At 37.2% G+C, this 24,402-nt stretch carries 22 protein-coding genes and 3 riboswitches; of the genes, 10 read left to right on the top strand and 12 right to left on the bottom strand.

The window, feature by feature from the left end; genetic code table 11:
• Positions 1 to 280 precede the first annotated feature (280 nt).
• The 5 genes from AC1DFT_RS18945 to AC1DFT_RS18925 form a co-directional block, all read right to left on the bottom strand.
• Positions 281 to 1,105, bottom strand: coding sequence for a carbohydrate ABC transporter permease (locus AC1DFT_RS18945; RefSeq protein ID WP_478160909.1), 825 nt, complete (start codon positions 1,103 to 1,105; stop codon positions 281 to 283).
• Between the two features lie 12 nt (positions 1,106 to 1,117).
• A complete protein-coding gene (locus tag AC1DFT_RS18940; protein ID WP_478160907.1) occupies positions 1,118 to 1,996 on the bottom strand; it encodes a carbohydrate ABC transporter permease in 879 nt (292 codons plus the stop codon).
• 7 nt (positions 1,997 to 2,003) lie between these two features.
• Entirely contained in the window at positions 2,004 to 3,047 is a 1,044-nt protein-coding gene (locus AC1DFT_RS18935; protein ID WP_478160905.1) for an ABC transporter ATP-binding protein, read from the bottom strand.
• A 172-nt stretch (positions 3,048 to 3,219) separates the two neighbouring features.
• Positions 3,220 to 4,773, bottom strand: a complete 1,554-nt coding sequence (locus tag AC1DFT_RS18930) for a bifunctional metallophosphatase/5'-nucleotidase (RefSeq protein ID WP_478160903.1) — start codon at positions 4,771 to 4,773, stop codon at positions 3,220 to 3,222.
• A gap of 401 nt (positions 4,774 to 5,174) precedes the next feature.
• Positions 5,175 to 6,575 (bottom strand): purine-cytosine permease family protein, encoded by a 1,401-nt coding sequence (locus AC1DFT_RS18925; RefSeq protein ID WP_478160901.1) that lies wholly within the window; start codon positions 6,573 to 6,575, stop codon positions 5,175 to 5,177.
• 279 nt (positions 6,576 to 6,854) lie between these two features.
• A riboswitch (Lysine riboswitch) is annotated at positions 6,855 to 7,039 on the top strand.
• 127 nt (positions 7,040 to 7,166) lie between these two features.
• On the opposite strand from AC1DFT_RS18925, the gene AC1DFT_RS18920 reads away from it, so the two are divergent.
• The 4 genes from AC1DFT_RS18920 to AC1DFT_RS18905 all read left to right on the top strand — a co-directional run bounded on the left by AC1DFT_RS18920 (position 7,167) and on the right by AC1DFT_RS18905 (position 11,125).
• Entirely contained in the window at positions 7,167 to 8,006 is an 840-nt protein-coding gene (locus AC1DFT_RS18920; protein ID WP_478160899.1) for a transporter substrate-binding domain-containing protein, read from the top strand.
• A gap of 243 nt (positions 8,007 to 8,249) precedes the next feature.
• A complete protein-coding gene (locus AC1DFT_RS18915) occupies positions 8,250 to 9,002 on the top strand; it encodes an amino acid ABC transporter permease (protein WP_478160897.1) in 753 nt (250 codons plus the stop codon).
• 18 nt (positions 9,003 to 9,020) lie between these two features.
• A complete protein-coding gene (locus tag AC1DFT_RS18910) occupies positions 9,021 to 9,755 on the top strand; it encodes an amino acid ABC transporter ATP-binding protein (protein WP_478160895.1) in 735 nt (244 codons plus the stop codon).
• Positions 9,756 to 9,958: 203 nt separating this feature from the next.
• Positions 9,959 to 11,125, top strand: a complete 1,167-nt coding sequence (locus AC1DFT_RS18905; RefSeq protein WP_478160893.1) for a TraB/GumN family protein — start codon at positions 9,959 to 9,961, stop codon at positions 11,123 to 11,125.
• A gap of 46 nt (positions 11,126 to 11,171) precedes the next feature.
• On the opposite strand, the gene tatA is transcribed toward AC1DFT_RS18905, so the two are convergent.
• The 6 genes from tatA to AC1DFT_RS18875 all read right to left on the bottom strand — a co-directional run bounded on the left by tatA (position 11,172) and on the right by AC1DFT_RS18875 (position 15,436).
• Positions 11,172 to 11,375 carry a twin-arginine translocase TatA/TatE family subunit gene (gene tatA / locus AC1DFT_RS18900; protein WP_478160891.1) on the bottom strand — a complete coding sequence of 68 codons (204 nt, stop codon included), beginning with the start codon at positions 11,373 to 11,375 and terminating at the stop codon, positions 11,172 to 11,174.
• 26 nt (positions 11,376 to 11,401) lie between these two features.
• Positions 11,402 to 12,157, bottom strand: a complete 756-nt coding sequence (tatC, locus tag AC1DFT_RS18895; protein ID WP_478160889.1) for a twin-arginine translocase subunit TatC — start codon at positions 12,155 to 12,157, stop codon at positions 11,402 to 11,404.
• 230 nt (positions 12,158 to 12,387) lie between these two features.
• Positions 12,388 to 12,921: a 1,2-dihydroxy-3-keto-5-methylthiopentene dioxygenase gene (locus tag AC1DFT_RS18890; RefSeq protein ID WP_478160887.1), complete on the bottom strand. Its 534-nt coding sequence runs from the start codon at positions 12,919 to 12,921 to the stop codon at positions 12,388 to 12,390.
• Between the two features lie 15 nt (positions 12,922 to 12,936).
• Complete coding sequence (locus tag AC1DFT_RS18885; RefSeq protein ID WP_478160885.1) at positions 12,937 to 13,554, bottom strand: methylthioribulose 1-phosphate dehydratase; 618 nt, start codon at positions 13,552 to 13,554, stop codon at positions 12,937 to 12,939.
• The gene (locus AC1DFT_RS18880) at positions 13,551 to 14,216 is read right to left on the bottom strand and encodes a 2-hydroxy-3-keto-5-methylthiopentenyl-1-phosphate phosphatase (RefSeq protein ID WP_478160883.1); all 666 of its coding nucleotides are present in this window, start codon (positions 14,214 to 14,216) and stop codon (positions 13,551 to 13,553) included. The genes AC1DFT_RS18885 and AC1DFT_RS18880 overlap by 4 nt, the downstream gene beginning before the upstream one ends.
• Positions 14,217 to 14,221: 5 nt before the next feature.
• Positions 14,222 to 15,436, bottom strand: coding sequence for a 2,3-diketo-5-methylthiopentyl-1-phosphate enolase (locus tag AC1DFT_RS18875; protein WP_478160881.1), 1,215 nt, complete (start codon positions 15,434 to 15,436; stop codon positions 14,222 to 14,224).
• Between the two features lie 80 nt (positions 15,437 to 15,516).
• Positions 15,517 to 15,622, bottom strand: a riboswitch (SAM riboswitch).
• Between the two features lie 176 nt (positions 15,623 to 15,798).
• A riboswitch (SAM riboswitch) is annotated at positions 15,799 to 15,953 on the top strand.
• 72 nt (positions 15,954 to 16,025) lie between these two features.
• Here AC1DFT_RS18875 and mtnK point away from each other — a divergent pair.
• From mtnK to AC1DFT_RS18845, 6 genes are all read left to right on the top strand, one after another.
• Complete coding sequence (mtnK, locus tag AC1DFT_RS18870; protein WP_478160879.1) at positions 16,026 to 17,216, top strand: S-methyl-5-thioribose kinase; 1,191 nt, start codon at positions 16,026 to 16,028, stop codon at positions 17,214 to 17,216.
• On the top strand, positions 17,213 to 18,265 hold the full coding sequence (mtnA, locus tag AC1DFT_RS18865) for an S-methyl-5-thioribose-1-phosphate isomerase (protein ID WP_478160877.1): 1,053 nt from the start codon (positions 17,213 to 17,215) through the stop codon (positions 18,263 to 18,265). The genes mtnK and mtnA overlap by 4 nt, the downstream gene beginning before the upstream one ends.
• Positions 18,265 to 19,344 carry a sugar ABC transporter substrate-binding protein gene (locus AC1DFT_RS18860; protein WP_478160875.1) on the top strand — a complete coding sequence of 360 codons (1,080 nt, stop codon included), beginning with the start codon at positions 18,265 to 18,267 and terminating at the stop codon, positions 19,342 to 19,344. The genes mtnA and AC1DFT_RS18860 overlap by 1 nt, the downstream gene beginning before the upstream one ends.
• Positions 19,345 to 19,398: 54 nt before the next feature.
• Positions 19,399 to 20,910 carry a sugar ABC transporter ATP-binding protein gene (locus AC1DFT_RS18855; RefSeq protein WP_478160873.1) on the top strand — a complete coding sequence of 504 codons (1,512 nt, stop codon included), beginning with the start codon at positions 19,399 to 19,401 and terminating at the stop codon, positions 20,908 to 20,910.
• Positions 20,885 to 21,907, top strand: a complete 1,023-nt coding sequence (locus tag AC1DFT_RS18850) for an ABC transporter permease (RefSeq protein ID WP_478160871.1) — start codon at positions 20,885 to 20,887, stop codon at positions 21,905 to 21,907. The genes AC1DFT_RS18855 and AC1DFT_RS18850 overlap by 26 nt, the downstream gene beginning before the upstream one ends.
• 87 nt (positions 21,908 to 21,994) lie before the next feature.
• The gene (locus tag AC1DFT_RS18845) at positions 21,995 to 23,194 is read left to right on the top strand and encodes an MFS transporter (RefSeq protein WP_478160869.1); all 1,200 of its coding nucleotides are present in this window, start codon (positions 21,995 to 21,997) and stop codon (positions 23,192 to 23,194) included.
• Between the two features lie 56 nt (positions 23,195 to 23,250).
• On the opposite strand, the gene AC1DFT_RS18840 is transcribed toward AC1DFT_RS18845, so the two are convergent.
• Positions 23,251 to 23,820, bottom strand: a complete 570-nt coding sequence (locus AC1DFT_RS18840) for a hypothetical protein (protein WP_478160867.1) — start codon at positions 23,818 to 23,820, stop codon at positions 23,251 to 23,253.
• Positions 23,821 to 24,402: the final 582 nt, after the last annotated feature.

Genomic DNA, 24,402 nt, shown 5'->3' with positions numbered 1-24,402 from the left:
TTTGTTGCCCTTCGCTATTTGCTGGATGCACTCAATCGGGAATCACTTATAAGATTTTGTTTTTAGCGAGTTGATTCTGAGTAAATAAGCAATTTCTTTTGATTTTTGCTGCAGACGGCGACTCCAGTGGGATCAAGTGAGTAAGATGAGACTTCACAACGTACGCGCGAGCGGCGGTGAAGGCTCATCACTCACCCCACGGAAAGCGTCCGCTCTGCAGCAAAAATCATAGTGGTCACCTTTCGTCGCGTTTTCCCTACACAGCGCACCAAAATATTTATCATCCTTTTATACCAGCTCCCGCAATTCCTTTGATGATGTACTTCTGCAAGAAAATAAATAAGATAATCATAGGAAAAATAATCATTGTAGATGCAGCCATTAACAGCTCATAAACGGTACCAGCTTCTGTTGAAAAGCTCGTCAATCCAACAGGTAATGTTCTCATTTCTTTGGAATTGGTGACGATTAATGGCCATAAAAATGCATTCCAAGAACCAATTGCTTTCAACAAAATAATCGTAATTAAGGCAGGTTTAGCAATTGGAATCATAATCGACCATAAAAAACGAAAATTCGTGCATCCATCGACTCGAGCAGCGTAGTTCAACTCTTTCGGAATCTTTAAGAAAAATTGACGTAACAAAAAGATAGAAAATATACTAGCTGTCCAAGGAATGATTAAAGCTTCATAACCGTCAATCCAACCTAAATCCGAAAGTAAAACGAAATTCGGAACTAGTAATACTTCTCCTGGAACCATCATCGTTCCAACTAAAAGCGCAAACAAGGCATCTTTCCCCCAAAAGTTTAGACGACTAAATGCATAGGCAGCTAATATAGTAGTAATAACCTCGCCCAATGTACTAAGGACCATCACGATGACGGAGTTGACGAAGTAAGTCGCAAAAGGTGCTTTCTCAAAAGCTGCTGCAAAATTATCAAAATGAAATTTTTCAGGTATCCAAACAGGTGGCATGATCATGACTTCATTTCCACTTTTAAGTGAAGTAGAAATCATCCAAACGAAAGGTAATAACATTAAGATGCTACCAATGCCAAGCATGACGTATATAAATGTCTTCGAAAGAGGACTGGTTTTCATGAGCTTTCTCCCTTAATAAGTGATTTTTTTCTTACTTATATAAAACTGGATTAATGTAAAGATAAAAATAATGAGGAATAGAACATATGCAGCTGCGGACGCAACACCAAAATCCCACTCACCATAAAACTTATTAAATACGTAGTAGACAACCGTTAGTGCGCTATTGGAAGGACCAGCTTGCCCATCAAATAATGCATAAATTTCATCAAACACTTTAAATGAATTGATAATGGAAATAATCGTTATAAAGAATGTCGTAGGTGCAAGTTGCGGTACCGTCACATGTAAAAATCGATCCCAGCGTTTTGCTCCATCAATTCTAGCCGCGTTGTAATAGGAATCTCCAATCGTTTGCAAGCCTGCCAAAAAAATAATAATGTTATAGCCTAATCCTTTCCAAATAGACAAAATGATTAGTGCAGGCATTGCCCATTCTGTACTTGTCAGCCATTGAATTGGATCAATCCCAAATAAGCCAAGAAAATAGTTCATAATTCCATAGTTCGAATGAAAAATCCAACGCCATACGATAGATACGGCCACGACACTTGTAACAAAAGGAATAAAATAAATGGTTCTAAAAAACTTACTGAGAACAGTAATAGAGTTCAACATTAACGCAATCCATAGCGACAAAAGAATGGAAATTGGTACAACACCTAGCACGAAAATAAAGGTATTTTTCAATGCTTGATGAAAGACCTCATCGTTCCACAAATAGATAAAGTTATCCAATCCATACCGATAAACGACATCATTAAAAAAGTCATAATCTGCATAAAAACTCATGAGGAATGATTTAATCATTGGGTAAACGACAAATACTCCTATAATAAGAAGTGCAGGGAATAAGTATAGAAAGGCTTTGGCTGTGTCTTTAATTTTCATTGGACCTTTACTCCTTTAAATAGATTCTTTCCCCAGTTTTTTGAAATACGCGAATGGCCTCTTTATCGGCTTGTACATACACTGCTTGTCCAACTTCTACCGTTTCTCCTTTTTGAAGGAAAAGACGTTTTTTATCTGTATCAGAACCAACAACAGCAAGTGTATCTTTTCCGATACGTTCGACTAATCGTACTTCTTCTTTCAAACCACTAGTAGAAAGATAGAGATTTTCAGGACGTACTGCAATTTGAACAGATTGGTTAGGCACTTGGATAGATACGTCATATCCAAATGGGGTTGTAAGTATTCCATCTTTGATCTCCCCTTCAAAATAGTTCATAGACGGGGAACCGATAAAGCTTGCGACAAATTGATGATTCGGCTCATCATATAATTTTTCAGGAACATCGAACTGCATAAGCTCTCCTTGATTCATTAACAAAACATGATCGGATATACTAAGTGCTTCTTCTTGGTCATGCGTAACAAATACAGTCGTAATTTTTAGTGCCTGTTGAATTCTTCTAATCTCTTCACGCATTGTTAAGCGTAAGCGTGCGTCCAAGTTAGATAGTGGTTCATCTAATAATAGAATTTCAGGTTCTCTCACTAAGGCTCTTGCAATCGCAACACGTTGTTGTTGACCGCCTGACAGCATACTAGGTTTTCGATCTAACAAATGATCAATTTCTACAAGCTTCGCCATTTTTATCGCCTTTTTCTTCGCTTCTGCTTTTTTCACTTTGTGCATTTTTAATGGAAACATAATATTTTGTAAAACAGTCATATGCGGATACAGAGCATAGTTTTGAAATACCATTCCAATCCCACGTTTTTCTGGTGTGAGTTTCGTGACGTCCTTATCGTTAAATAAAATAGCTCCATCTGTAGGCTGATAAAGTCCAGCAAGCATAAATAAGGTAGTACTTTTTCCGCAACCACTAGGCCCTAAAATAGAAACGAGTTCACCTTTAGGAATAGTGACAGATAGTTGGTTTACGGCAGCTGTATTATTAAATTTCATCGAAATATTATGTAAGGTAATAGTCATCATAATGCTCCTTCAGTTATTTTTGTGTAGCAGTTTAGTATAGCAGTGAAAGTACATTTGAAAATGGATGTACTGTAAAGATTCGATTAACGTTATGTAAAGAAAAAAGTGCATAAAAAAGAGAGTTGATATACTCAACTCTCTTGCAGCTTTACTCTATTTTTTTGAACTACTACCAAATGACCTTCCAATTATGATTAACGGTTGCTTTTACTGTCTGTCTTTCACGTATATAGTTGACGAGTATTTCCGTCATGTCCAAAGTGATGTCCTTCATAACCGGTTTGTCTTTGAACATCGTAAAATTACCCCCTCCTCCCGCACGGTAATTGTTCATGACGACATCGTATTCACCGTTTAACTGAATAGGTGCACCTTTAACATTCAAGATAGTTACCCGTTTTCCAATAGGATTTCTAATGTCCAATACGTATTCGATGCCTTCCCACATATCATAGTTGTAATGCTGCGGTTTGGGATATATATAGGTCCGGTTTACTTCTAGCGAGCCTTCTTCATTCAAGGTGAAATATTTTGCACTTTGTTCTAATGCTTCCTTAATATCATTTCCGGATAAACGCAGCACCCTTAACGTATTTGGGAACATATAGTTGGAAATAATATCACGCATTGTTACATTAGATTCGAAGCCTGGAGAAGCATTGTTGAATAATGATGTGTTGGATATTTCCACTCCAGCAATGTCCATTTGTACCTTGTTAATAAATTCAATAGCAGCATGGTCACTTGTTCGAACTAAAAGTGGATCTATTATTAACATATCGCCTTCGATTTTTCCAATCGGTTGATCCAACCACTTTTGCGCTTCTTCTTCGAAACTAGCAGTCATTTTAAGAATATATGCATCTGCTTCTACCTCATCTACTGCTAATAATTCAGATGTTTTATGTGTAACTTTATTTTCTTCATTTAATGTAAGGACTATTTTACCGATCATTTGTCCATTATTAGAAGGTTGAACGATTTCTACGCCATTAATATTGCCGGCTAATAAGCGATGTTGATGCCCAGTTAGTAAAACGTCAATTCCTTCGATCTCTTGGCATATAGCATACCCTTGATTTTCCCCGGTTAAGTTTTCAGTTGGTTCTCCAGTTTCTATATCTCGCTCAAAACCTCCGTGATAGGAAACAATAAGTACATCTGGATTTTCTTGTTCTATTATATACGAAACCCATTTCTTCGTTTCTTGGAGGGCATCATGAAATGCTAGACCTGCAATATTTTGTTCATTTTCCCAATTCGGAATGTAATGAGTGGTCACGCCTAATATAGCTATTTTTGCACCTTCTACTTCTTTTATTATATAAGGTTGACCAAAATAGGGCTGTTTTGATTTTTCATCTACAATATTTGCGGAAAGCCATGGGAAGTTGGATTCATCTACCGCACGGTTTAATACATCCATACCATAGTTAAATTCATGATTCCCAATAACCGAAGCATCGTATTTCAAATAATTTAATATGCCAACCATCGGATTCTGTTCCTTTTGCAAGTATTGAACAGAGTAATAAGTTAAAGGCGTTCCTTGGATCAAATCGCCATTGTCAATAAGCACCAATTGCTTATCTAAAAGACGTTCCTGATGTATAATTGACGCTATTTTCCCAAGTCCCACATTAGCTTTTTCATTATTTCCATAGTTGATAGGATAGACACTACCGTGAATATCGCTTGTTTGTAGTATTGTTATTGTTTTCATCTATCATTTCGCCACTTTCTATTAGGTTTTTCATTCATCATAACAAAACATTGGTGGAAATTTGCTCGCTTTACAAAAAATTTACAGTTTAAATCTCGGTAGAAGTTATCTGAAGAATTAAAAGTAAAAAGAGTAGCCAGCCTTTCTCAGGCTAAATAGCTACTCTTGTTTTTATATATGGGGAAAAGATACTGAAGTATATAGGATGGAGGTAGTATGAATGAAAAACCAATCAAATGATCAGCGTACTATAAACACAACTTCGAAAAAAGAAGTGTGCATATAGCGTGAAACGAATCAAATGCCTCGTCAAAAAGGCAATACGGAAATCAGTAGATAAAATGAATGGTGGGCTGATCGATTGGTTAATAGCTGTTAAAGAGGCAATCAATTTTTACCTATTAAGCAATATAATCTTCTTTAGGAATGTCGGTAGGGGTACCTTTGCTATAATACTTTCCTTTAGTAGAAATTGCTAGAATAATTGTAAGTATAGCTGCTAAAATCGCTGCGAAAAATGCCGCGGTACTTTGCAAAAATGATCCCATATATCCTAATGCGGCTATTGTTCCTAATCCACTAGAGATGATTAAAGAAACTACTCCAACAGGATTCCATTTATATAAAAACTCGTGTCGAGCTTCATAATAACGAGGTCCGATTTTTAGAAGCTTTTTCACAATCATAGCATCGGTAACTAATATAGCTGCCCAAGCAAGTAAAAAGACTCCTTGGAACGTCATTGCGGTATCTAGATGATCTACAATACCACCAAGCATTAAGACAATCGCACATATTCCTGAGACGACTACCCAAAAGCGTCTACCTGGTGTAAATTTAAAAATATTCTCAAAGAAATTAGAAAGTGATAAAGAACTACTATATATATTTGTAACGTTTATTCGTAGTTGCGTTAACATCGTGAATAATGCACCGCCAATACCTAACAGTAGAACAATATAAACTCCCGGATTTGGTTCACCTAAACGAACACCGAACCATATACCAAGTCCGCCCATTACACCAAAACAGAAAATTTGGGGAATAAACCCAATAGCGAAAGAGCCTAATTTGATATCTTTTGGCTTAAGAAAACGTGCGTAGTCCGAAGATAATAAAGCTGTAAGACCCATTATTCCATGATGCATACCAATACAAAGCAGTAAAGCTTGTCCACCCATTTGAACGCCTTCTGGCATATATGTCCAAAAAGCTCCTTCATAAACGGAAGGTTTGTAGAATGACATAATAATGGCAGCAACTAAAAAAATACCGAAAATCGGCAGAGACCACTTTTGTAATTTATCGAGCTGTTTGATTCCAAACCAATTTAATGGAATGACTATTGATCCGAAGAAAATGATTAGCACCCATTCTGGTAGGGCGGGGAAGAAGGTGTGAATTGCGGAAACTAGAATTAGTCCTTCAAATGCACAATACATGATGAAGTTTGTTGCATAAATGAATGAGGTTAACGATGCACCTATGTAACCAAAACCTCCACCTCTAGACAATAGATTGACGTTCATACCGGATTTTGCTGAAAGATAAGCAATGAATGTTCCGAGTATACCAGCAACGATTATCGCGTATATGGAGGATATGATGGCATTAATGGCTCCGAATTGGAGTGCCATAACGCTTCCCATTTGAAAATAAAAAATTGCCGTTGCGATACCAAATGTGATGTTAGTAATACTAAACCAACCCATTTTTCTCTGATCTCTTGGCACTCTGTCTAGTGAATAATCATCTTTCATTTCTTCTGACACTTTGTGATCTGCGACTTGGACAGATCCCATAATATCAACTCCCTTTTTATGAAAATTTAACTTCCATTTTGTGTATAGAGATTCGTTCACCAATTCATCCGTTCTACATTATACCAGAAACAGCAAGGTTTTATCAAATACAGTGCTCAAAGAGATGTTGTTTTTAGTAAAAAATTTCCTATCCACATGTATTAAAACACTTTTCTCAAAGTTAAATTTTGGATGACTGATATTAAGGGGAGACCGGTTGACACATGGTATATGTTGTTGTAGACTATGAACAATAATTAAATACAACCTCACTTAAATAAGTGGGGTAGAGGCGCGATATTTATTAGTCCTTAGTGGAGTTTGAGAAGCAATGATGCTAGGGAGAAGGAAATGTCGCCGAAGTTTGTAAATATTTCTCCATATTACATGCTGGGTCTGCAGTGAATAATTGCAGGACTGTCCACTTTAAATGTACCGGTTTATCGTGGTGTGCTATCTCATTTGGGTAAAGTAGAGGATTTAGGGCAACTATACAAATTGCGACCTGAGTTCGTCTCAGGTCTATTTTTATAGATTGTCCTTTTTTATTGTTTATAAACATAGACTGAAAATAAAAGGGGAGAAATACACATGAAAAACAAATTATTATTGTTCACAATGTTCGTTTCAATATTGTTACTTTTAGCTGCATGTGGGACGGATAATACAGAAAAAACAGGATCGTCTTCACAAGAAACTGATACATTTACAGTTGGCTTGGAAGCTGGCTACCCACCGTTTAACTGGACTCAATTAGATGATTCTAACGGAGGAGTAAAAATCTCCGGAAATGCAGAATACGCTGGTGGATACGATGTAGAAATCGCTAAAAAGATTGCAGAAGGTTTAGGGAAAGAGTTAGTAGTCGTAAAAACAGAGTGGGATGGATTAGTTCCATCATTACAATCAGATAAAATAGATGCAATTGTTGCTGGTATGTCACCAACAACAGAACGCAAAGAGTCAATCGATTTCTCTGATAATTATTACACATCGAATTTTGTTATGATCGTTAAAAAAGGTGGACCATATGAAAATGCTACATCTATTCAAGATTTTAGTGGAGCGAAAATCACTGGTCAGTTGAATACTTCTCACTATGGTGTAATCGATCAAATCGAAGGTGTTCAAAAACAACCAGCTTCTGATAACTTCTCTGCAATGCGTGTAGCTTTGGAGTCAGGTGTGATTGACGGATATGTATCGGAGCGTCCGGAAGGAATTAGTGCTTCCGCTGCAAATGAAAACTTTGCAATGGTTGAATTTACCGATGGATTTGTTGCAGATGAAGAAGAGACAGCGGTAGCGGTAGGTCTTAAAAAAGGTAGCGAATTAACAGAACAGATAAATGAAATATTGGCGAAAATTTCGGAAGAAGAACGTCAAGAAATTATGGACAAAGCAATTCAAAATCAACCAGCTGCTGAATAATGAAGGCAAGCGAACCGGCTGCTACTTATTGCAGTCGGTTTTTAACTTGAATCAGCAGATAATAATGGCTGATTAGCGGAACTCTGGCTAAGTTCGCCGCCTCCTGCGGCAACGCCTGAGTGACCAACATCCTGTTGGCCTAAGCCTCCGGCGGATGTCACAGATTTTGAATTGCACTAGTGCAATTCAAAATCTGGACGCAATTGCACCGAGGTGTAATTGATTAATTAAAGGAGTGAAAGTATGAGTATTGAGTGGATTATATCAATGGTAATTGATAATTGGCCACTGTTTCTTCGCGGGGCAGGTATGACACTCTTAATCTCCATAATTGGTACTATTGTTGGTGCAATTATCGGTTTATTAGCAGGTGTTATTCGCACAATACCGACACCTGAAAGAAAAGTAAAAAGAGTTTTATTAAAAATAGTGAATATTATTCTATCGATTTATATAGAGTTTTTCCGTGGAACGCCAATGATCGTACAAGCCATGGTTATATTCTATGGTTCTGCAATGGCGTTTGGAGTAGATATGGACAGAACTGCAGCAGCTATCTTTATCGTATCGATTAATACAGGTGCTTATATGGCAGAGATTGTTCGAGGTGGAGTTATTTCTATCGATAAAGGACAATTTGAATCTGCACAAGCGGTTGGTATGAATCATATACAAACGATGCTTCATGTTGTATTACCACAAGTAGTTCGCAATATTTTACCTGCGACAGGTAACCAATTTATCATTAATATTAAAGATACTTCTGTATTAAATGTAATAGGAGTAACGGAACTATACTTCCAAACAAAAACAGTTGCGGGAATCAGTTTCAAATACTTTGAACCGTTTTTCGTTGCGTGTGTATTGTACTTTGTGATGACATATACAGTAACATTAATACTACGTTACTTCGAAAGAAAACTAGACGGTCCAGAAAATTACAGTATGATTGGGCAACCAGCACAAGTAACCGTGACAAACACGAAAGAAAGCTAAGAAGAAGGAGGAGCAGCAATGGAAAAAGTAATTGATATACAACATTTAAGCAAATCCTTTGGAGCACGTGAAGTACTAAAAGACATCGATTTCTCTGTGAACAAAGGGGAAGTGGTGAGTATAATCGGTTCATCTGGATCCGGTAAATCCACCCTTCTTCGTTGCATAAATCTGTTGGAAAAACCAAGTGGTGGTCAAATTATTTACAACGGTGAAAATATTTTAGACGACAAACATGATATTCATGCTTACCGCACAAAGCTAGGGATGGTTTTCCAACAGTTTAACTTGTTTAATAACCATAATGTATTAAGCAATTGTGTTGTTGGACAAGTAAAAGTGTTAAAACGTTCGAAAGAAGAAGCAGAAAAAATAGCGATGAAATACTTAAAAGTCGTTGGTATGGATCAATACGTAAATGCAAAAGCAAACCAGCTATCTGGGGGTCAAAAGCAACGTGTGGCAATCGCTCGTGCACTGTCAATGGAACCAGACGTGATGTTATTTGATGAACCAACGTCCGCTTTGGATCCTGAAATGGTAGGGGAAGTTCTGAAAGTCATGAAGGAGCTTGCTGAATCAGGTCTTACGATGTTAATCGTTACACATGAAATGGAATTTGCAAAAGAAGTTTCGGATCGTGTTGTGTTTATGGATAAAGGGGTTATTGCAGAAGAAGGTAGCCCAGAGCAAATTTTCAATAATCCTACTCAAGAACGCACGAGAGAGTTTTTAAAACGTACATTAAAATAACAAAGGACATCCATTTATGTTGAAATGTAAATGGATGTCTTTTTAATAAAGAAAATAGCTGTTAGTAATAAGTTGGCCATTGAAAATAATAGATTTACTTCTTGGATATTGAAATTTACCCCAATCTACTTCATTATTAATAATAGACAGTCTTTTGTGATGCATTTGTGCAAAAGAAATATGCTCAACGAAGGAAGAAACTTGTGAGAGAAGAGAATATTACTCGTTTAGACTTAGATGGTAAAGAAATAATATTAATCGGAACAGCGCATGTATCTAGACAAAGTGCAGAACAAGTAAAAGAAGTAATTGAAGCAGAAAGACCAGATTCTGTTTGTATAGAACTAGATGACCAACGATATCAGTCGGTGGTGGAAGGTAGTAAGTGGAAAGAGACAGACATCTTTAAAGTGATTAAAGAAAAGAAGGCCACCTTACTATTGATGAATCTAGCAATATCTTCTTTTCAAAATCGTTTAGCAAAGCAATTTGAGATAAAGCCGGGACAAGAAATGATCCAAGGGATTGAATCGGCAAAAGAAACAGGGGCCGAGCTAGTGCTTGCAGACCGGAATATCCAAATCACCTTTTCTCGTATTTGGCATAATCTTGGATTTATGGGGAAAGCTCAATTACTTAACGGAGTAATTTTTAGTATTTTTAGTAAAGAGACCATTTCAGAAGAAGAACTAGAAAAAATGAAAACGCAAGATACGTTAAATGCAGTACTTGCTGAATTTACGGAGTCTTTTCCTAGACTTAAAACGCCTTTGATTGATGAACGAGACCAGTATCTTGCACAGAAGATTAAAGATGCACCAGGAAACAAGATCGTGGCTGTATTAGGAGCTGCACATGTTCCTGGTATTACAAAAGAAATTCATAAAGAACATGATTTAAAGCAACTTTCAGAAACCCCTCCAAAATCAATTGTACCTAAGATTTTAGGTTGGGCGATACCAGCTCTATTAGTTGCGATTGTTGTGTATACTTTTATAGCAAATCCAACGGCCGGTTTCGATCAAGCATTAAGCTGGATATTATGGACAAGTAGCTTCGCTGCTATTGGAGCCGCGCTTGCGCTTGGTCATCCACTTGCGATATTATCTGCCTTTATTGTAGCGCCAATTACGACGTTGCATCCGTTAATAGCATCGGGCTGGGTTTCAGGAATTGTTCAAGCGTATTTCCGACGTCCAAATGTTGGTGATTTTGAAACACTCTCGGAAGATGTTTTTACGATAAAAGGTTTTTGGCGGAACAAAGTAACTCGGATATTATTGGTTGTCGTATTAACGAATCTTGTCGGATCTATCGGAACATTTATAGGCGGGGCGGATGTTATTCGATTATTCTTTAAAAACTTTTAACAATTGTAAAAGCCAGCTATTCCAAAAGGATAGCTGGCTTTTCGTATTAGTTTTTCTTTTTAGTATCTATTTCTTTGTCATCTAACTTGAATTCTTCTGCTACATCATCCACGATATCTTTCGTAGAGTTTTTGAATTCTTTTAATGTTTGTCCAACTGCTTTACCTAATTGAGGTAATTTTGATGGTCCGAAAACGATTAAAGCTATGATTAAAATGATGATTAACCCTGGTACGCCGATGTTTGGCATGGGATGTTCCTCCTCGCAATAATAGGTTAGTTTTCTAAGATTTTTTCCTCAAGAGCTTGTTTTGCCAGCTGTTTTTTGTATGACCAGCTAGAAACGAGAATACTTATTTCAAAAAGTAATAGTAATGGAACAACGATGATAAAGTCAGAGATAAAGTCTGGTGGTGTGATAGAAACTCCGACCACTACTAGTATAAAGTAAGAAACCTTTCTCATCTTTCTTAAACGATCTGGTGTTATGATACCCAACTTTGTTAAAAATAAAATAATCACTGGTAATTCGAAAACAATACCCACAGGAATGATTAAGTTAAACATAAATGTGAAATATTGCTGCATTCCATAAGTTTCTAATGCACCAATAGAATCATTAATACTAGACATAAAGTTCAACATAAGTGGGAAAAGTATAAAATAACTAAAACTTATGCCTGCTAAAAACAATAAGAAGGAAACTGGTATAAAGTAAATGGTTCCTTTTGCTTCTTTTTCCAAAAGACCTGGCTTTACGAATAACCAGATTTGATGCATTGCAATTGGTAAGGTGACTAAAATAGCTAAAATTAGAGCACACTTAACGTAGATCATTAGACCATCTGTATAACCAAATACGTTCCATTCAACATGGGCAGCTGTCGGTTGTTGTTTGATAAAAGTTAATGTCTTTGGAGCAAGCCAAAATCCTGATGCAAGTGACAGGATGAAGGTTGTTGCTACAATAATAAGTCTTTTACGTAATTCTGTTAAATGTTCGACAAGTGTCAATTCTGGTTCTTGTGTCATTTGGTTTTACCACCMCATCTTCTCAAACAAAGTGAAGTTTGCTTTATTTTATAAAAAATTATTAGAACTATTTAGTTAAAAATAGATTCAATCAGTGAGTAATGTAGACTTACGTCACCTTCACATTATACTCTTTCCAATGAATTTGTAAATAAAAGTACCCGCTATTTACATAATAATTGATAAAAAACTCCTGAATTGCTTTTTACGGCAATTTAGGAGTTTTAGGGTTAGCTATTAGCAACTTCGTCTTGGTAAACTGGTACCCAACCTTCCGTCGTTACAAAAATTCGAACTGCAACAACTTTGCGGTCTTCTGCAAGGGTGAAATAATGCGTAATATTCTCAGGAACAGAGATTAAATCTCCAGGAGTTAAATGAACTTCAAAGAAACGCTCATCTTTTCCTTGGATGATAAAGACTCCATGACCACTTACAATATAACGAACTTCATCGTCCGTATGGATATGTTTGCGTTCAAAATTTTTCAACAGCTCATCTAAGTTTGGATTAGAATCGGATAAGGAAATAATATCGGATGCTTGATAGCCACGTCGTTTTGAAATATCATCAATTTCCGCTTGAAAAGCTTGTAGAATTTCCTCTTTTTCTGCATCGTTAAGATCAAATTTTTCACGAAGATGGACTGGTAATTTTTCAATATCCCAATGTTCATAAACTACTTCTTGGTTTTCTAAAAATGCTGCAACCTCGTTTTGTGCTTCAATTGTTTCATTTGTTCCTTGAATTTTAATAATCGCCATTTCAATCTTCCTCTCTTATTTTGATCTTAGTTGAAGTAATGCTAATTGATACTGAAATAAAAACTCACAAGCTTCTAATAGTTTCTTTGCTTCGAAACCGTCTTTACCCCAAACAGTGATTCCATGATTTCGGATTAATACGGCTCCTTTATCAGCGTGTATATGGGAACTAAATTCTTCTGTCAGCTTGGGAATGTCTGCGTGATTTGGAATAATAGGAATAGAGAGCAACGCATCCTCTTCCCATAAACCAAAAGCTTTAATAAGTTCTTGACCTTGAAAGTCAATTTTCCCATCATCACCGTATATTTCAGAAATGACATTATTTGCGACTGTATGAACATGAAGACTACAGCCAGCAGAGGTTTTGTCATATATGGCACAGTGCAGTAATGTTTCTGCAGATGGTTTTAAATCGGTCTTTTCCACTGGATTTCCGATACCGTTTACTAGTAAGAAGTCTTCCGTTGTTCGCTTCTTTTTATCTTTTCCACTAGCAGTTACTAAAAATTGTAGTGGTTGATCGCTCACTTTTATCGCTAAATTTCCACTAGTTCCCATGAACCAATCTCGTATAGCTAGTTCATCTTTTATGTCTGCTAGTTCATCCCATTTGCTTTGAAGTGCTGTCATATTTCCGCACCTAACTTTGCATCTATAGTATTAATGACATCATGGAAGCTTTCAAACGGTTCATAAGGAATATGAAGTTCTTCGCATTTTTCAATGAGGAAATCCCGTGCAATTACAATGTCTGCTAATTTAGCAGCTTCTAAATCCGTAATAGAATCTCCAATGACAACACTTAACGAATCACTGTCTTTTAGTTTGCGAATAATGGATGGCTTGCAACAACCACAGCCTTGATTTGTACATTGCCCATCACATTCATATGGGAAGTTAATGCGTATCGATTCCCCCGAAAAGTCCGATTCATTGCAATAAATATCTGAAAAAGGCCCGAATGGTTCAAGCATTGGATGCACGAAAAAATCGATTCCTCCACTCACAATGTAGAGGGGGATATTGTTTTGTTTTGTATATGAAACAAATTCAGCAAAACCATCGCGAATTTGTGCTTGCTCTAACAAAAAAGAAATAATTTGCTCTTTCAATGAAGTAGGAAGTAATGCAAACATTTGGGCTACCCCTTCACGAATCGATTGCTTTTGCCCAAGAATATTCTCTTTAATCGGCAAATATTCGGGAGGTGCAAACTTTTTCATAATCGAGATGATATTATCTTTAGTCGTAATAGTGCCATCAAAATCGCAAAAGATGACTAGTTTTTTCAAAGTGATTACCCCCATAATTCAATTGCTGAGTTGAGTTCAACATGCTGTTTTGCCGCTTCTGAAAGTGGAATTCCAGCAAGTACGGCTTCCACAGCTTGTCTGAAGGCAAGGCCTCCGCCAATCGCACCAGCTGGATGTCCATGTACCCCGCCCCCGGCATTGATAATGCTATCAATTCCATAGTCTTGCATTAATAGAGGTACTAAACTAGGGTGAATACCTGCAGAAGGAACTGGGAAAGTTTGTTTTACAGTACTTGCTTTTGTTAGCTCTTCTCCTAAAGAAAGAGCTGCTTTTTTCTCAAGTGCTACACTACCGTAAGGAGAAGGGAATAATGAAAAATCAGCCCCGGCATAGCGTGTTAGTTTGCCAAGTAAAAGAGATGTTGCAACTCCGTAAAATGGGGAAGAAGTGAAAGCACCACTATATGCGGGATGTGCCATAAATGGTAGTTGAATCTCATCGTCTTCTACAAGTTCTTGAAGTACGTCCAGCCCGTATGCATGAACGTTTAGTAGTAAAGCATCTGCTCCAAGTTCTTTCGCTATTTTCGCCTTTTCACGTAGCTGTGAGGTCCGTCCAGATAAATTCACTGCATAAAGCGTTCGATGTCCTGTTTCTTCATACACTTGATCTAACACTTCTTTGGCAGTTGTAATTCGCTTCTCAAAAGGTGTCAATGGATTGTCGAAAAGGATCTCATCGTCTTTTACTAAATCGACTCCTCCAAGTGCCTGATGTCGAAGCTGTTCTGCTAGATAGTTGATATCTCGTCCAATGACGCCTTTGAATATACTCATGATGAGTGGTCGATCATGTACATTTAACAAGTTTCTTATATGCTCGATACCAAATCTTGGCCCAGGAAACTGAGCTAAAAGTTCTGGTGAAAATTCTAAGTCTAATAGTTTTACTTCACCGTCTAATGATAACTTGCCAAAAACGGTCGTTAAAATGGCAGGCAAATCAGCGGAAAAGTTAGCACTAGGATACGCTATTTTTATCTCTGCTCTAATTTGTTCTGGTTTAGATGGATGTAGTACATTTTCAAACTCCGTAATCGATACAACATTCCCTTTATGCTGTTTTAATTGTTGTTGTTCCAATAATGGTAAATCCGTCCACGAACCAATCGTTAAACCTAAAGCAATGCCCTCTGCTTTTTTTTCAAATGATCCTGGATTCCCATACAATTGATAAACAGAAGTTACTCCACTCATGATTTCAATCTCCTTTAAAGTCAAATTCCCTATAAATAAAAAAACCTCTTCAAATAAGAAGAGGTTAAACGTTTAACGACTTCTTATTTCTCAGTCGATCGACTGCAAGAATTAGCACCGTATCCATTGGTTGGACCGGTTGCCGGGTATCATAGGGCTCGTCCCTCCACCTGCTCTAAATAAGAAAAAATATTAAATTAAGATTTCAGTTAATTGTCAAAGTAATAATGATTATTTCATGCAATCGAAGTAATGTCAATATAGTATTTAGATTTTTTATAAAATTAAAAAAGCCGGTTGACATTTCTTTTTCAAATATGCTAGGATTCTAATCAAATAACATTACGTAAAAAATAATAGCACTCTTATCAAGAGCAGGCAGAGGGTAATGGCCCGATGAAGCCCAGCAACCGACCGTAATACCGTTGTGAGACGGGGCGCTTTTTGCGCCGAGATAACAATCTCTTAAGGCACGGTGCTAATTCCATCAGAAAGGAAACTTTCTGAAAGATAAGAGGCGAGAAATCTCTTATTCTACGCCTCTTTCTTTGGAAAGAGGTTTTTATTTTGTGAAGAAAGGTAGAGAAAAATGACAATTGCAACGAAGAAACAATATGAATCTTTAACAGAAGAGCAGGCAATCGTATATGTCAAACAACAAGGTCTATTTTCAAATGAATTGGAATTAGAGTGTAGTGAAATTGGTGATGGTAATTTAAACTATGTTTTTCGCATTCGGGATCCTAAAAGCGGAAAAGGAATCATTATAAAACAAGCATTACCGTATGCAAAAGTAGTTGGTGAAAGTTGGCCACTAACATTAAAGCGTGCACAAATTGAAGCCAATGCATTAAAAAAACACGGGCAATTTGCGGCAGGGCTAGTACCTGAAGTATATGTAATGGATGAAGACTTGGCGATTACAGTGATGGAAGACTTATCCCATTTGACTATTGCAAGAGAAGGATTGATCCGTTTGGAATCCTATCCGAAGTTAGCGACTGATATTGGGGAATATCTTGCACAAACCTTATTTCATACGTCTGATTTTGCATTACATCCTTTTGAAAAAAAGAAACTAGTTTCAGAGTTTTCCAATCCCGAGCTATGTAAAATTACAGAAGATCTAATTTTCACGGATCCATTTTTTGATCTTGAAACAAATGATTTTGAACCTTCGTTGCGAGTAGATGTAGAAGCTATTTGGAGTAATGAGCTTTTAAAATTGGAAGTCGCGAAATTGAAGAAAAGCTTTTTAACCGAAGCGGAAGCATTACTCCATGGAGATTTGCATACAGGGAGTATTTTTGCGAGTGAAACCGAAACGAAAGTAATTGATCCGGAGTTTGCTTTTTATGGACCAATTGGCTTTGATGTTGGACTATTTCTAGCTAACCTAATCTTTCAAACGATTACAAGAGAAGGGGAGGAGCGAGTTGTAATCCTTCACCATATCGAAAAGACATGGGAAGTATTTTCGTCTAAGTTTTCGGAACTTTGGCAAAAAGAGGCGGTTGAATCATATAAAGATACGCAAGGATTTGAAGCATATGTACTGGATAAAGTGTTCCAAGATACACTGGGCTTTGCTGGTTGCGAATTAATTCGACGTACAATCGGTTTAGCGCATGTGAAAGACTTGGATGGAATCGTAGACGACGCACAAAGAATTTTGGCGAAGAAACAAGCTTTACATTTAGGAGAATTATTTATCTTAAAGCGTAAAGAAATTAGTTCAATCCAGGCAGTAATCGACTTACTAGAGGAGTTGCAAAAATGAGTATTCCGTTATCAATCAAATGGAACAACCAGCGGCTCGAAATACTGGACCAACAGAAACTACCACTTGAGGTGGAATATGTAACACTGGAAACACTGGAAGATGTGTATGATGCCATCATTACGTTAAAAGTACGTGGAGCTCCGGCAATCGGCATTACTGCTTCCTATGGGTTAGCAGCAGCGGCACAGTATTACGAAACAAATTCTTTAGAAGAATTCCATCAATTATTAAGTAAAGATACGCTATATTTAGCAGAATCTAGACCAACAGCCGTCAATTTAGTGTGGGCTTTAGAGCGTTTACGTGGTGCAGTAGAGCAGGCAGAAACTGTGCAAGAAGCGAAGAAGCAGTTGTTAGAAGAAGCGGATAATATATACGAGGAGGATGAGGCATCTTGCCGTGCTATTGGTGAATATGCTTTATCTTTACTTGAAGACTATACAAAAGTCATGACTATTTGTAACGCTGGCACCATTGCCACTGCCAAATATGGGACTGCATTAGCACCATTCCATTTAGGCAGTGAAAAAGGGAAGCAGTTCCAAGTATTCGCTTGTGAAACGAGGCCTGTATTTCAAGGAGCACGACTTACTGTATGGGAGCTTCAGCAATCAGGAGTAGATGTCACCCTGATTACAGATAGTATGGCTGCACATACGATAGGGGCAAAAGGGATTGAAGCAATTATTGTTGGGGCAGATCGTGTGGCTGCAAATGGTGACACGGCCAATAAAATTGGAACACTTAATTTGGCTTTATTGGCAGCCGCATATAAAATTCCATTTTATGTGGCGGCACCTTCTTCGACATTTKACTTATCCATTGAAAATGGTGATTCCATACGTATAGAAGAACGCCCATCCGAAGAAATTACGCATATTGCTGGTAAACAAATAGCCCCGGATAATACGAAAGTGTTTAATCCTGCTTTCGATGTAACACCAGCGCATTTAATCACGGCAATTATTACGGAAAAAGGAATTATTTATCCAAAATACAGCGAAAACATTGTTGCATTAATTGGTACAAACAAAGGAGAAGAATGATGAAAACAAAAATAGGTTGGTTAATATCTGTATTACTAATAGTTAGCATTGTATTAGCGGGATGTCAGCCGAAAAGCAATGCAAAAGAAGAAACACCAGCGCCTAGCTCGGAGAAAGCATCTGAAAATCCGTTGGCTGGCAAGAAAATTGCCCTTATTTTACAACAAAACCTTGGTACTTTTTCAGCTCAATATATTGAAGGGGTAAAAGAGCAGGTAGAGAACTTCGGTGGAACTGTTACCGTATTTAACTCGGAAGGTGACTTAGCTAAAATGGCATCGAATTTAGATGCAGCGGTAAATCAAGGAATGGACGGAATTTTAATAGACCACGGAACAAAAGAAGCATTGAATCAAGGAGTTCAAAATGCTGTTGATAAAGGGATTCCAGTCGTAGCATTTGACGCTGGTGTGGACGTAGAAGGAATTACTGTTTTAGAGCAAGGCGATCAAAAAATGGCTGAGATGACATTAGAGAAATTATTAGAAGATGCAAATGGTGAAGCGAATATCGTGAAAATTTGGGTTGCAGGTTTTGCACCGATGGAAAGAAGACAAGTTGCTTACGAGCAGTTTTTATCAGAAAACCCAGGACTTAAGGAAATTGCAACATTCGGAGCAGCAACACAAAATACAGCGTTAGATACACAAGCTCAAATGGAAGCCATTTTAAAACAGTATCCGAACGAAGGGGATATTACTGCTGTTTGGGCAGCATGGGATGAGTTTGCAAAAGGCGCCGTTCGTGCGATTGAACAGGCAGGTAGAACAGATATTAAAGTGTACAGCATTGACATGAGCGATGAAGATCTACAAATGATTCAAAAAGAAAATAGTCCTTGGGTTGCTTCTGCTGCAGTGGATCCAATGGATATTGGTCGTATTCAAGTGCGTTACCTATACCAAAAGATTAATGGTGAAAATCCAGAAGCTAAGGTTGTACTAGATCCAGTGTTTGTCGATGCATCTAAACTTCCAGAGGAAACAGTGACGACAAATGGTTTACACGAGTTTATCGAAGGCTGGGGCGCAAGTGAACAAGGGTATACAGATGCATTAAAAGAGTTGGAAAACCAATAAACTCAACTATCAGCAGCTGTCCTAAAAAGGGCAGCTTCTTTTTAAGAAAGGAGCATGTTTGTGGCGAATCCTTTTCTTTCGATGAATTCGATACGTAAGTCATTTGGAAATGTGACAGCACTAGAAGATGCTAAATTTCACCTAGAAAAAGGGGAAATACATGCATTGTTAGGCGTGAATGGTGCTGGCAAAAGTACGCTGATGAAAATATTATCGGGTGTATATGAGCAAGATGAAGGGGAAATTTTATTAGATGGTAAGAGCGTTCATCTACGTTCCCCAAAAGCGGCAAAAGAACAGGGAATTTACTGCGTTTACCAAGAGGTAGACACAGCGATTGTACCCGAATTATCAGTTGCAGAAAATATTATGCTTGATACGATTGCGACTCATAATAACTTGTTTATATCCACTTCGAAACTATACAAAGAGGCGAGCAGTGCACTGCAACAATTGCAAGCGGAGAATATCTCCGTCCAACAACCTGCTCATAAGCTTACATTAGCGGAAAAACAATTAGTATTAATTGCAAGGGCACTTGTTAGCTCGGCTAAAATAATTATTTTCGATGAACCAACAGCTCCTTTATCCCTTCATGAATCAGCTAAACTATTTTCTGTCATTCATCAACTGAAAGCACAAGGAGTCGGTTGTATATTTATTTCACATCGACTTCCCGAAGTGTTCGAGATTAGCGATAGAATTACGGTCATGCGTGATGGGACGTTAGTGGATGTTTTTCAAACCGAGGATGCAACTGCAGAGGATATTATCGAAGCAATGCTTGGTACTTCTTTTCAGCAAGAGCAGCATATTAGAAAGTACGCTTTAGGAGAAACGTTATTGGATGTAGAAGAACTGTCTGACGGTCATAAGTTAAAGAATCTTTCATTTACCGTTTCAAAAGGTGAAATTGTCGGTATTGTTGGGCTAGTAGGGGCAGGAAAAACGGAGTTAGCGAAAGCATTATTTGGCTTAGAATCACTAACAAACGGAAGTGTGAAGCTTTCAGGCAAGGAAGTAAGAGTGTCACATCCGAGAGATGCTATTAGTGCAGGGATGGCTCTTATTCCAGAAGAACGTAGAAAAGAAGGGCTATTCGTACATGAATCGTTGCAAACGAATGCATCGTTTCCGAACTTACGAAAGTTTTCTAATCTATTATTTATGAATAAAAGCGCTGAAAAAGGTTTTGCAACAGACATTATTAAACGATTACAGATTAAAACAGATAATACGGAAACACCACTCATTCATTTAAGTGGAGGAAACCAACAAAAAGTAGTAATCGGTAAATGGACTTCGCGAGAGTCGATTCTTTACTTGTTTGATGAACCGACAAAAGGTGTCGATATTGGAGCAAAAGCAGATATTTTTAAGCTTATTCGAGAACTTGCGGAGAGTGGAAGAGGCTGTCTTTACTTTTCAAGCGAAATCCAAGAAGCAATTGGTATTTCTGATCGTATTTTAGTCATGTATAACGGTCAAATCGTGAAGGAATTTTCACGGGGAGATGCGACCCAGGAAAGGATTTTGTTGTATGCAAGCGGTGGGAAAGAAGAATAAAGTAAAAGAAAATGGAATTCAATTTCTATTTAAATATGGAGCTATTGCCTTATTAATTATCATCATTTTGTATTTTAGTTCCATTAGTGAAGCGTTTTTAACTTATGCGAACTTTACGGATATTTTGCGTTCTATCTCTATTGTTACCTTACTAGCGTTAGGGGTCACCTTTACATTAGTGGTAGGCGGGTTTGATCTATCAGTTGGATCGACGATGTCATTGTCAACGGTCGTAACTGCTTCTTTAATGGTATGGTATGAAATGCCCCTTTGGCTGGTTATTATTTTACCGATTTTAGTAGGAGTATTAGTAGGTGCCCTTAATAGTTTTCTAATTGTAGTATTAGGGATTCCAGATTTACTTGCGACATTAAGTATGATGTATATAGTTGCAGGTTTTCATCGAACATACACGGAAGGTTATTCTATTTACAATAATATGCCACTTACTGCTGGAGGTACTGCGCCGGGTCAGCTGTCGGAGGCATTTCTCTGGATTGGTCAAGGAAGAATGCTTGGATTACCGGTTCCGGTATGGATTATGCTAGGAATGGTTTTCATCGCTTACGTAGTGCTCCATCATACTCGTTGGGGACGAGTTTTATATATGACAGGTGGAAATGCGGAAGCTGCGACATTATCTGGTGTGAATACGCGTAAAGTAAAATTTGCGGCATATATTATTTCAGGTGTATTTGCTTCTATGGCAGGCATATTGTTTACTGCACGTGTTGGTTCAGGACAAATTGACGCCGGTGCACCTATGCTAATGGAAGCAGTAGCGGCTGTTTTTGTAGGGTATTCCGTTCTAGGAGCAGGGAAGCCAAATGCGATCGGAACTTTTTTTGGAGCAGCTGTGATTGGTATTTTGCTAAACGGTTTAACAATCTTGAATTTACCATATTACGCATTCGATATTATTAAAGGTGCCGTGTTAGTGTCAGCACTTGCCGTGACCTATGTGTACGCGAAAAAAAGATTTAGTCAAACCGGATAAATTTTGTGTCCCGAAGTACTTGTTTTCTTTTCATACGAGTATATAATTCTAGCATATCCTACATTATTTATGGAATGGGCGGAATTTATGAGAACGTATAATGAGAAGATTAGTATTTATCATGGGATGGCTTCGACGATAGCACTTAACTTTTCCAATAATTTTTTCCCGATATTCGCAATTACCATATTAGGAGCTACTAATTATCAAGTTGGCTTAATTAGTTCATTGCCTCCACTAATCGCGTTGTTAATGACCATACCAGCAGCGATATTATTAAATCGAGCCAATGCCCAAAAGAAGTTAGTGGCTATGTCCGTGCTTCTAGCTAGGTTAATGTTTTTGCTTATTGTACTTGTTGTATATTTACCTTCCTCTTCTCTTCAGGCTTGGGTGTTTTTGGCGATTATTGCCTTCATTAGTATACCTAATACGGTAGCAAATGTTGGCTGGCAAACACTCATTAGTGGAATGATTGAGGAATCGAGAAGAGGACAGTTTTTTAGTGACCGCAATCGTTTACTGACGATGGTTGGGTTAGTATCCACATTACTTGTCGGGATTTTAATGAGAGATGCTTCTGAAAGTATAGTTGCCTATCAAATTCTGTTTGCAATTGCATTTGGCTTTGGGTTATTAGAAGTATTTTTCTTATTAAAACATGAAGAGGATATCGTGCAATTAGATAGTGGTCAAGTAAAGAAGAAGTCAATGGATTGGAGTATTTTTCAAAATGCCAATTATGTTTGGTTTTTAATAGCTGCACTGTTTTTTAACTTTGCTTGGCAATCGGCATGGGGTTTGTTCAATATTTACAATGTTCGGGTAGCGGGAGCAACGATTTTTTGGATAAGTATGTTCTCCGTTGGTAGTATGCTTATGCAATTTTTAACATTTCCACTTTGGAAAAAGTGGGCAGAAAAGTATTCGAATTTACGCGTTTTTATATGGGCAGCAGTTGGAATGGCAACAACGCCTTTTTTAGTAGTGTTATCTACAAATTTATATTATTTAACACTTATTCAAACGACTTCAGGTTTCTTTTTATCTGGCACTGTGTTGATATTATTTAATTTATTGTTAGAGAAATCTCCAGAGCAATCTCGCACGTATTGTATTACAACATACAATGTTTTATTGGCATTTATGGCATTTATTGCTCCACAAGTTGGTATTTGGTTATTAGATCTTTTTGGTATGGACGTGGCGATGTATATTAGTTCCTCATTAAGGTTATTAAGTGCTGGTGGGTTTTTATATGTTTATATCAAACAAAGAAAACAGTAAAAAAAGCAGCGGATTGGTATCCGTCTGCTTTTTTTGCTTATTAGTATCGTAATACATTAACGAACATTGGGATTAAACTCCTTAAAAGTAACTGACTCAGCTTTATACATTTTTCCATCCCAACCATACTTAACTTTTAAGCTCCCTATATCTGCTTCAGGAATAGATACAAATACAGTTGTGTAACCATAAAGAACACCATTTTCAGGCTTATAATCCTCCATTGAGCCTATACTAGGGGCGGCATCAGAAGATTGATACCCAAATTTTAAAAAGTTCACTGAGTACTTCTTTTTATCAATTAAAACAGTAATATCATTTCCTTTACGCTCCATTTTTACGAGTCTTTTTACTGCATCATCAATGGATTCAACTGGCGCTTCTTTGTATCTTCTATTTGGGTCATGTACTTGATTTAGCACATGTATTTCTTTTGTTGAAATTCCAGAACCTGCACCAGAAATCAATGCGACTATAACATCTTTTAGTCCATCGCCATCAATATCTTCATAAAATAATTTAGGGGCAAACTTAGAATTATACCAATTCGGAAAGTTGTATAATAATTCGCCACCAACACTGTCCACTCCACCGCCAACTTGAACAGTAAAGTTTTTAGTTGCCATACTGTCCGCCTTATCAGCAATTAAAAAAATGTTTTCATACCACACATCCGATATAATGTGTGATGTCACAACTCTCTGAGCCGCATATGCTATTGCCGTTTGACTAGTGAAAGCCATTATTAATAAACATAAAAAAAATTCTTCATTGTTTTCACCCCTTTTATTTATAATCCCCAAAAGGAATGAATAAATTTACTAATTTATTTGTTATATTTTTATTGAAACCTGTTTAGTAAGATGTAATTCGAATAATAGGGATATAATAGTCGGTATATGCTTCCATTTTGAACTTCTTTTTAATACTGATTGATATATTGACGTTTAACCGTTAAATGGAATACCTATCATCTTTCCTTTTAAGTTACAAGGTTTATTGTATACTTATGCTATTGTAAATGCAGAGATTGTGAAATATTTCACTTAAACTAACGAAGCAGGTTAGTTTAAGAAGGAAAAAATGTATGGGTATAGAATTAATCTATAGTAACATTCTTAGAATTCTAAATTAGTAAAGGAGATGAAATTAATGACGAAGGGTTTTTTCAAAGTTCAAGACGTACTTGAAAATTACAAAACAGCAGT

Source organism: Psychrobacillus sp. 05T411, assembly GCF_056396485.1.
The sequence above is the reverse complement of the archived record's forward strand: the minus strand, read 5'-3'. Positions and strand labels throughout refer to the sequence as shown.

Excerpts from the sequence above, each read along its gene's own strand:
- AC1DFT_RS18945 (WP_478160909.1), bottom strand. The coding sequence starts at position 1,105 with ATGAAAACCAGTCCTCTTTCGAAGACATTTATATACGTCATGCTTGGC.
- AC1DFT_RS18940 (WP_478160907.1), bottom strand. The coding sequence starts at position 1,996 with ATGAAAATTAAAGACACAGCCAAAGCCTTTCTATACTTATTCCCTGCA.
- AC1DFT_RS18935 (WP_478160905.1), bottom strand. The coding sequence starts at position 3,047 with ATGACTATTACCTTACATAATATTTCGATGAAATTTAATAATACAGCT.
- AC1DFT_RS18930 (WP_478160903.1), bottom strand. The coding sequence starts at position 4,773 with ATGAAAACAATAACAATACTACAAACAAGCGATATTCACGGTAGTGTC.
- AC1DFT_RS18925 (WP_478160901.1), bottom strand. The coding sequence starts at position 6,575 with ATGGGATCTGTCCAAGTCGCAGATCACAAAGTGTCAGAAGAAATGAAA.
- AC1DFT_RS18920 (WP_478160899.1), top strand. The coding sequence starts at position 7,167 with ATGAAAAACAAATTATTATTGTTCACAATGTTCGTTTCAATATTGTTA.
- AC1DFT_RS18915 (WP_478160897.1), top strand. The coding sequence starts at position 8,250 with ATGAGTATTGAGTGGATTATATCAATGGTAATTGATAATTGGCCACTG.
- AC1DFT_RS18910 (WP_478160895.1), top strand. The coding sequence starts at position 9,021 with ATGGAAAAAGTAATTGATATACAACATTTAAGCAAATCCTTTGGAGCA.
- tatA (WP_478160891.1), bottom strand. The coding sequence starts at position 11,375 with ATGCCAAACATCGGCGTACCAGGGTTAATCATCATTTTAATCATAGCT.
- tatC (WP_478160889.1), bottom strand. The coding sequence starts at position 12,157 with ATGACACAAGAACCAGAATTGACACTTGTCGAACATTTAACAGAATTA.
- AC1DFT_RS18890 (WP_478160887.1), bottom strand. The coding sequence starts at position 12,921 with ATGGCGATTATTAAAATTCAAGGAACAAATGAAACAATTGAAGCACAA.
- AC1DFT_RS18885 (WP_478160885.1), bottom strand. The coding sequence starts at position 13,554 with ATGACAGCACTTCAAAGCAAATGGGATGAACTAGCAGACATAAAAGAT.
- AC1DFT_RS18875 (WP_478160881.1), bottom strand. The coding sequence starts at position 15,436 with ATGAGTGGAGTAACTTCTGTTTATCAATTGTATGGGAATCCAGGATCA.
- mtnK (WP_478160879.1), top strand. The coding sequence starts at position 16,026 with ATGACAATTGCAACGAAGAAACAATATGAATCTTTAACAGAAGAGCAG.
- AC1DFT_RS18860 (WP_478160875.1), top strand. The coding sequence starts at position 18,265 with ATGAAAACAAAAATAGGTTGGTTAATATCTGTATTACTAATAGTTAGC.
- AC1DFT_RS18855 (WP_478160873.1), top strand. The coding sequence starts at position 19,399 with ATGTTTGTGGCGAATCCTTTTCTTTCGATGAATTCGATACGTAAGTCA.
- AC1DFT_RS18850 (WP_478160871.1), top strand. The coding sequence starts at position 20,885 with ATGCAAGCGGTGGGAAAGAAGAATAAAGTAAAAGAAAATGGAATTCAA.
- AC1DFT_RS18845 (WP_478160869.1), top strand. The coding sequence starts at position 21,995 with ATGAGAACGTATAATGAGAAGATTAGTATTTATCATGGGATGGCTTCG.
- AC1DFT_RS18840 (WP_478160867.1), bottom strand. The coding sequence starts at position 23,820 with ATGGCAACTAAAAACTTTACTGTTCAAGTTGGCGGTGGAGTGGACAGT.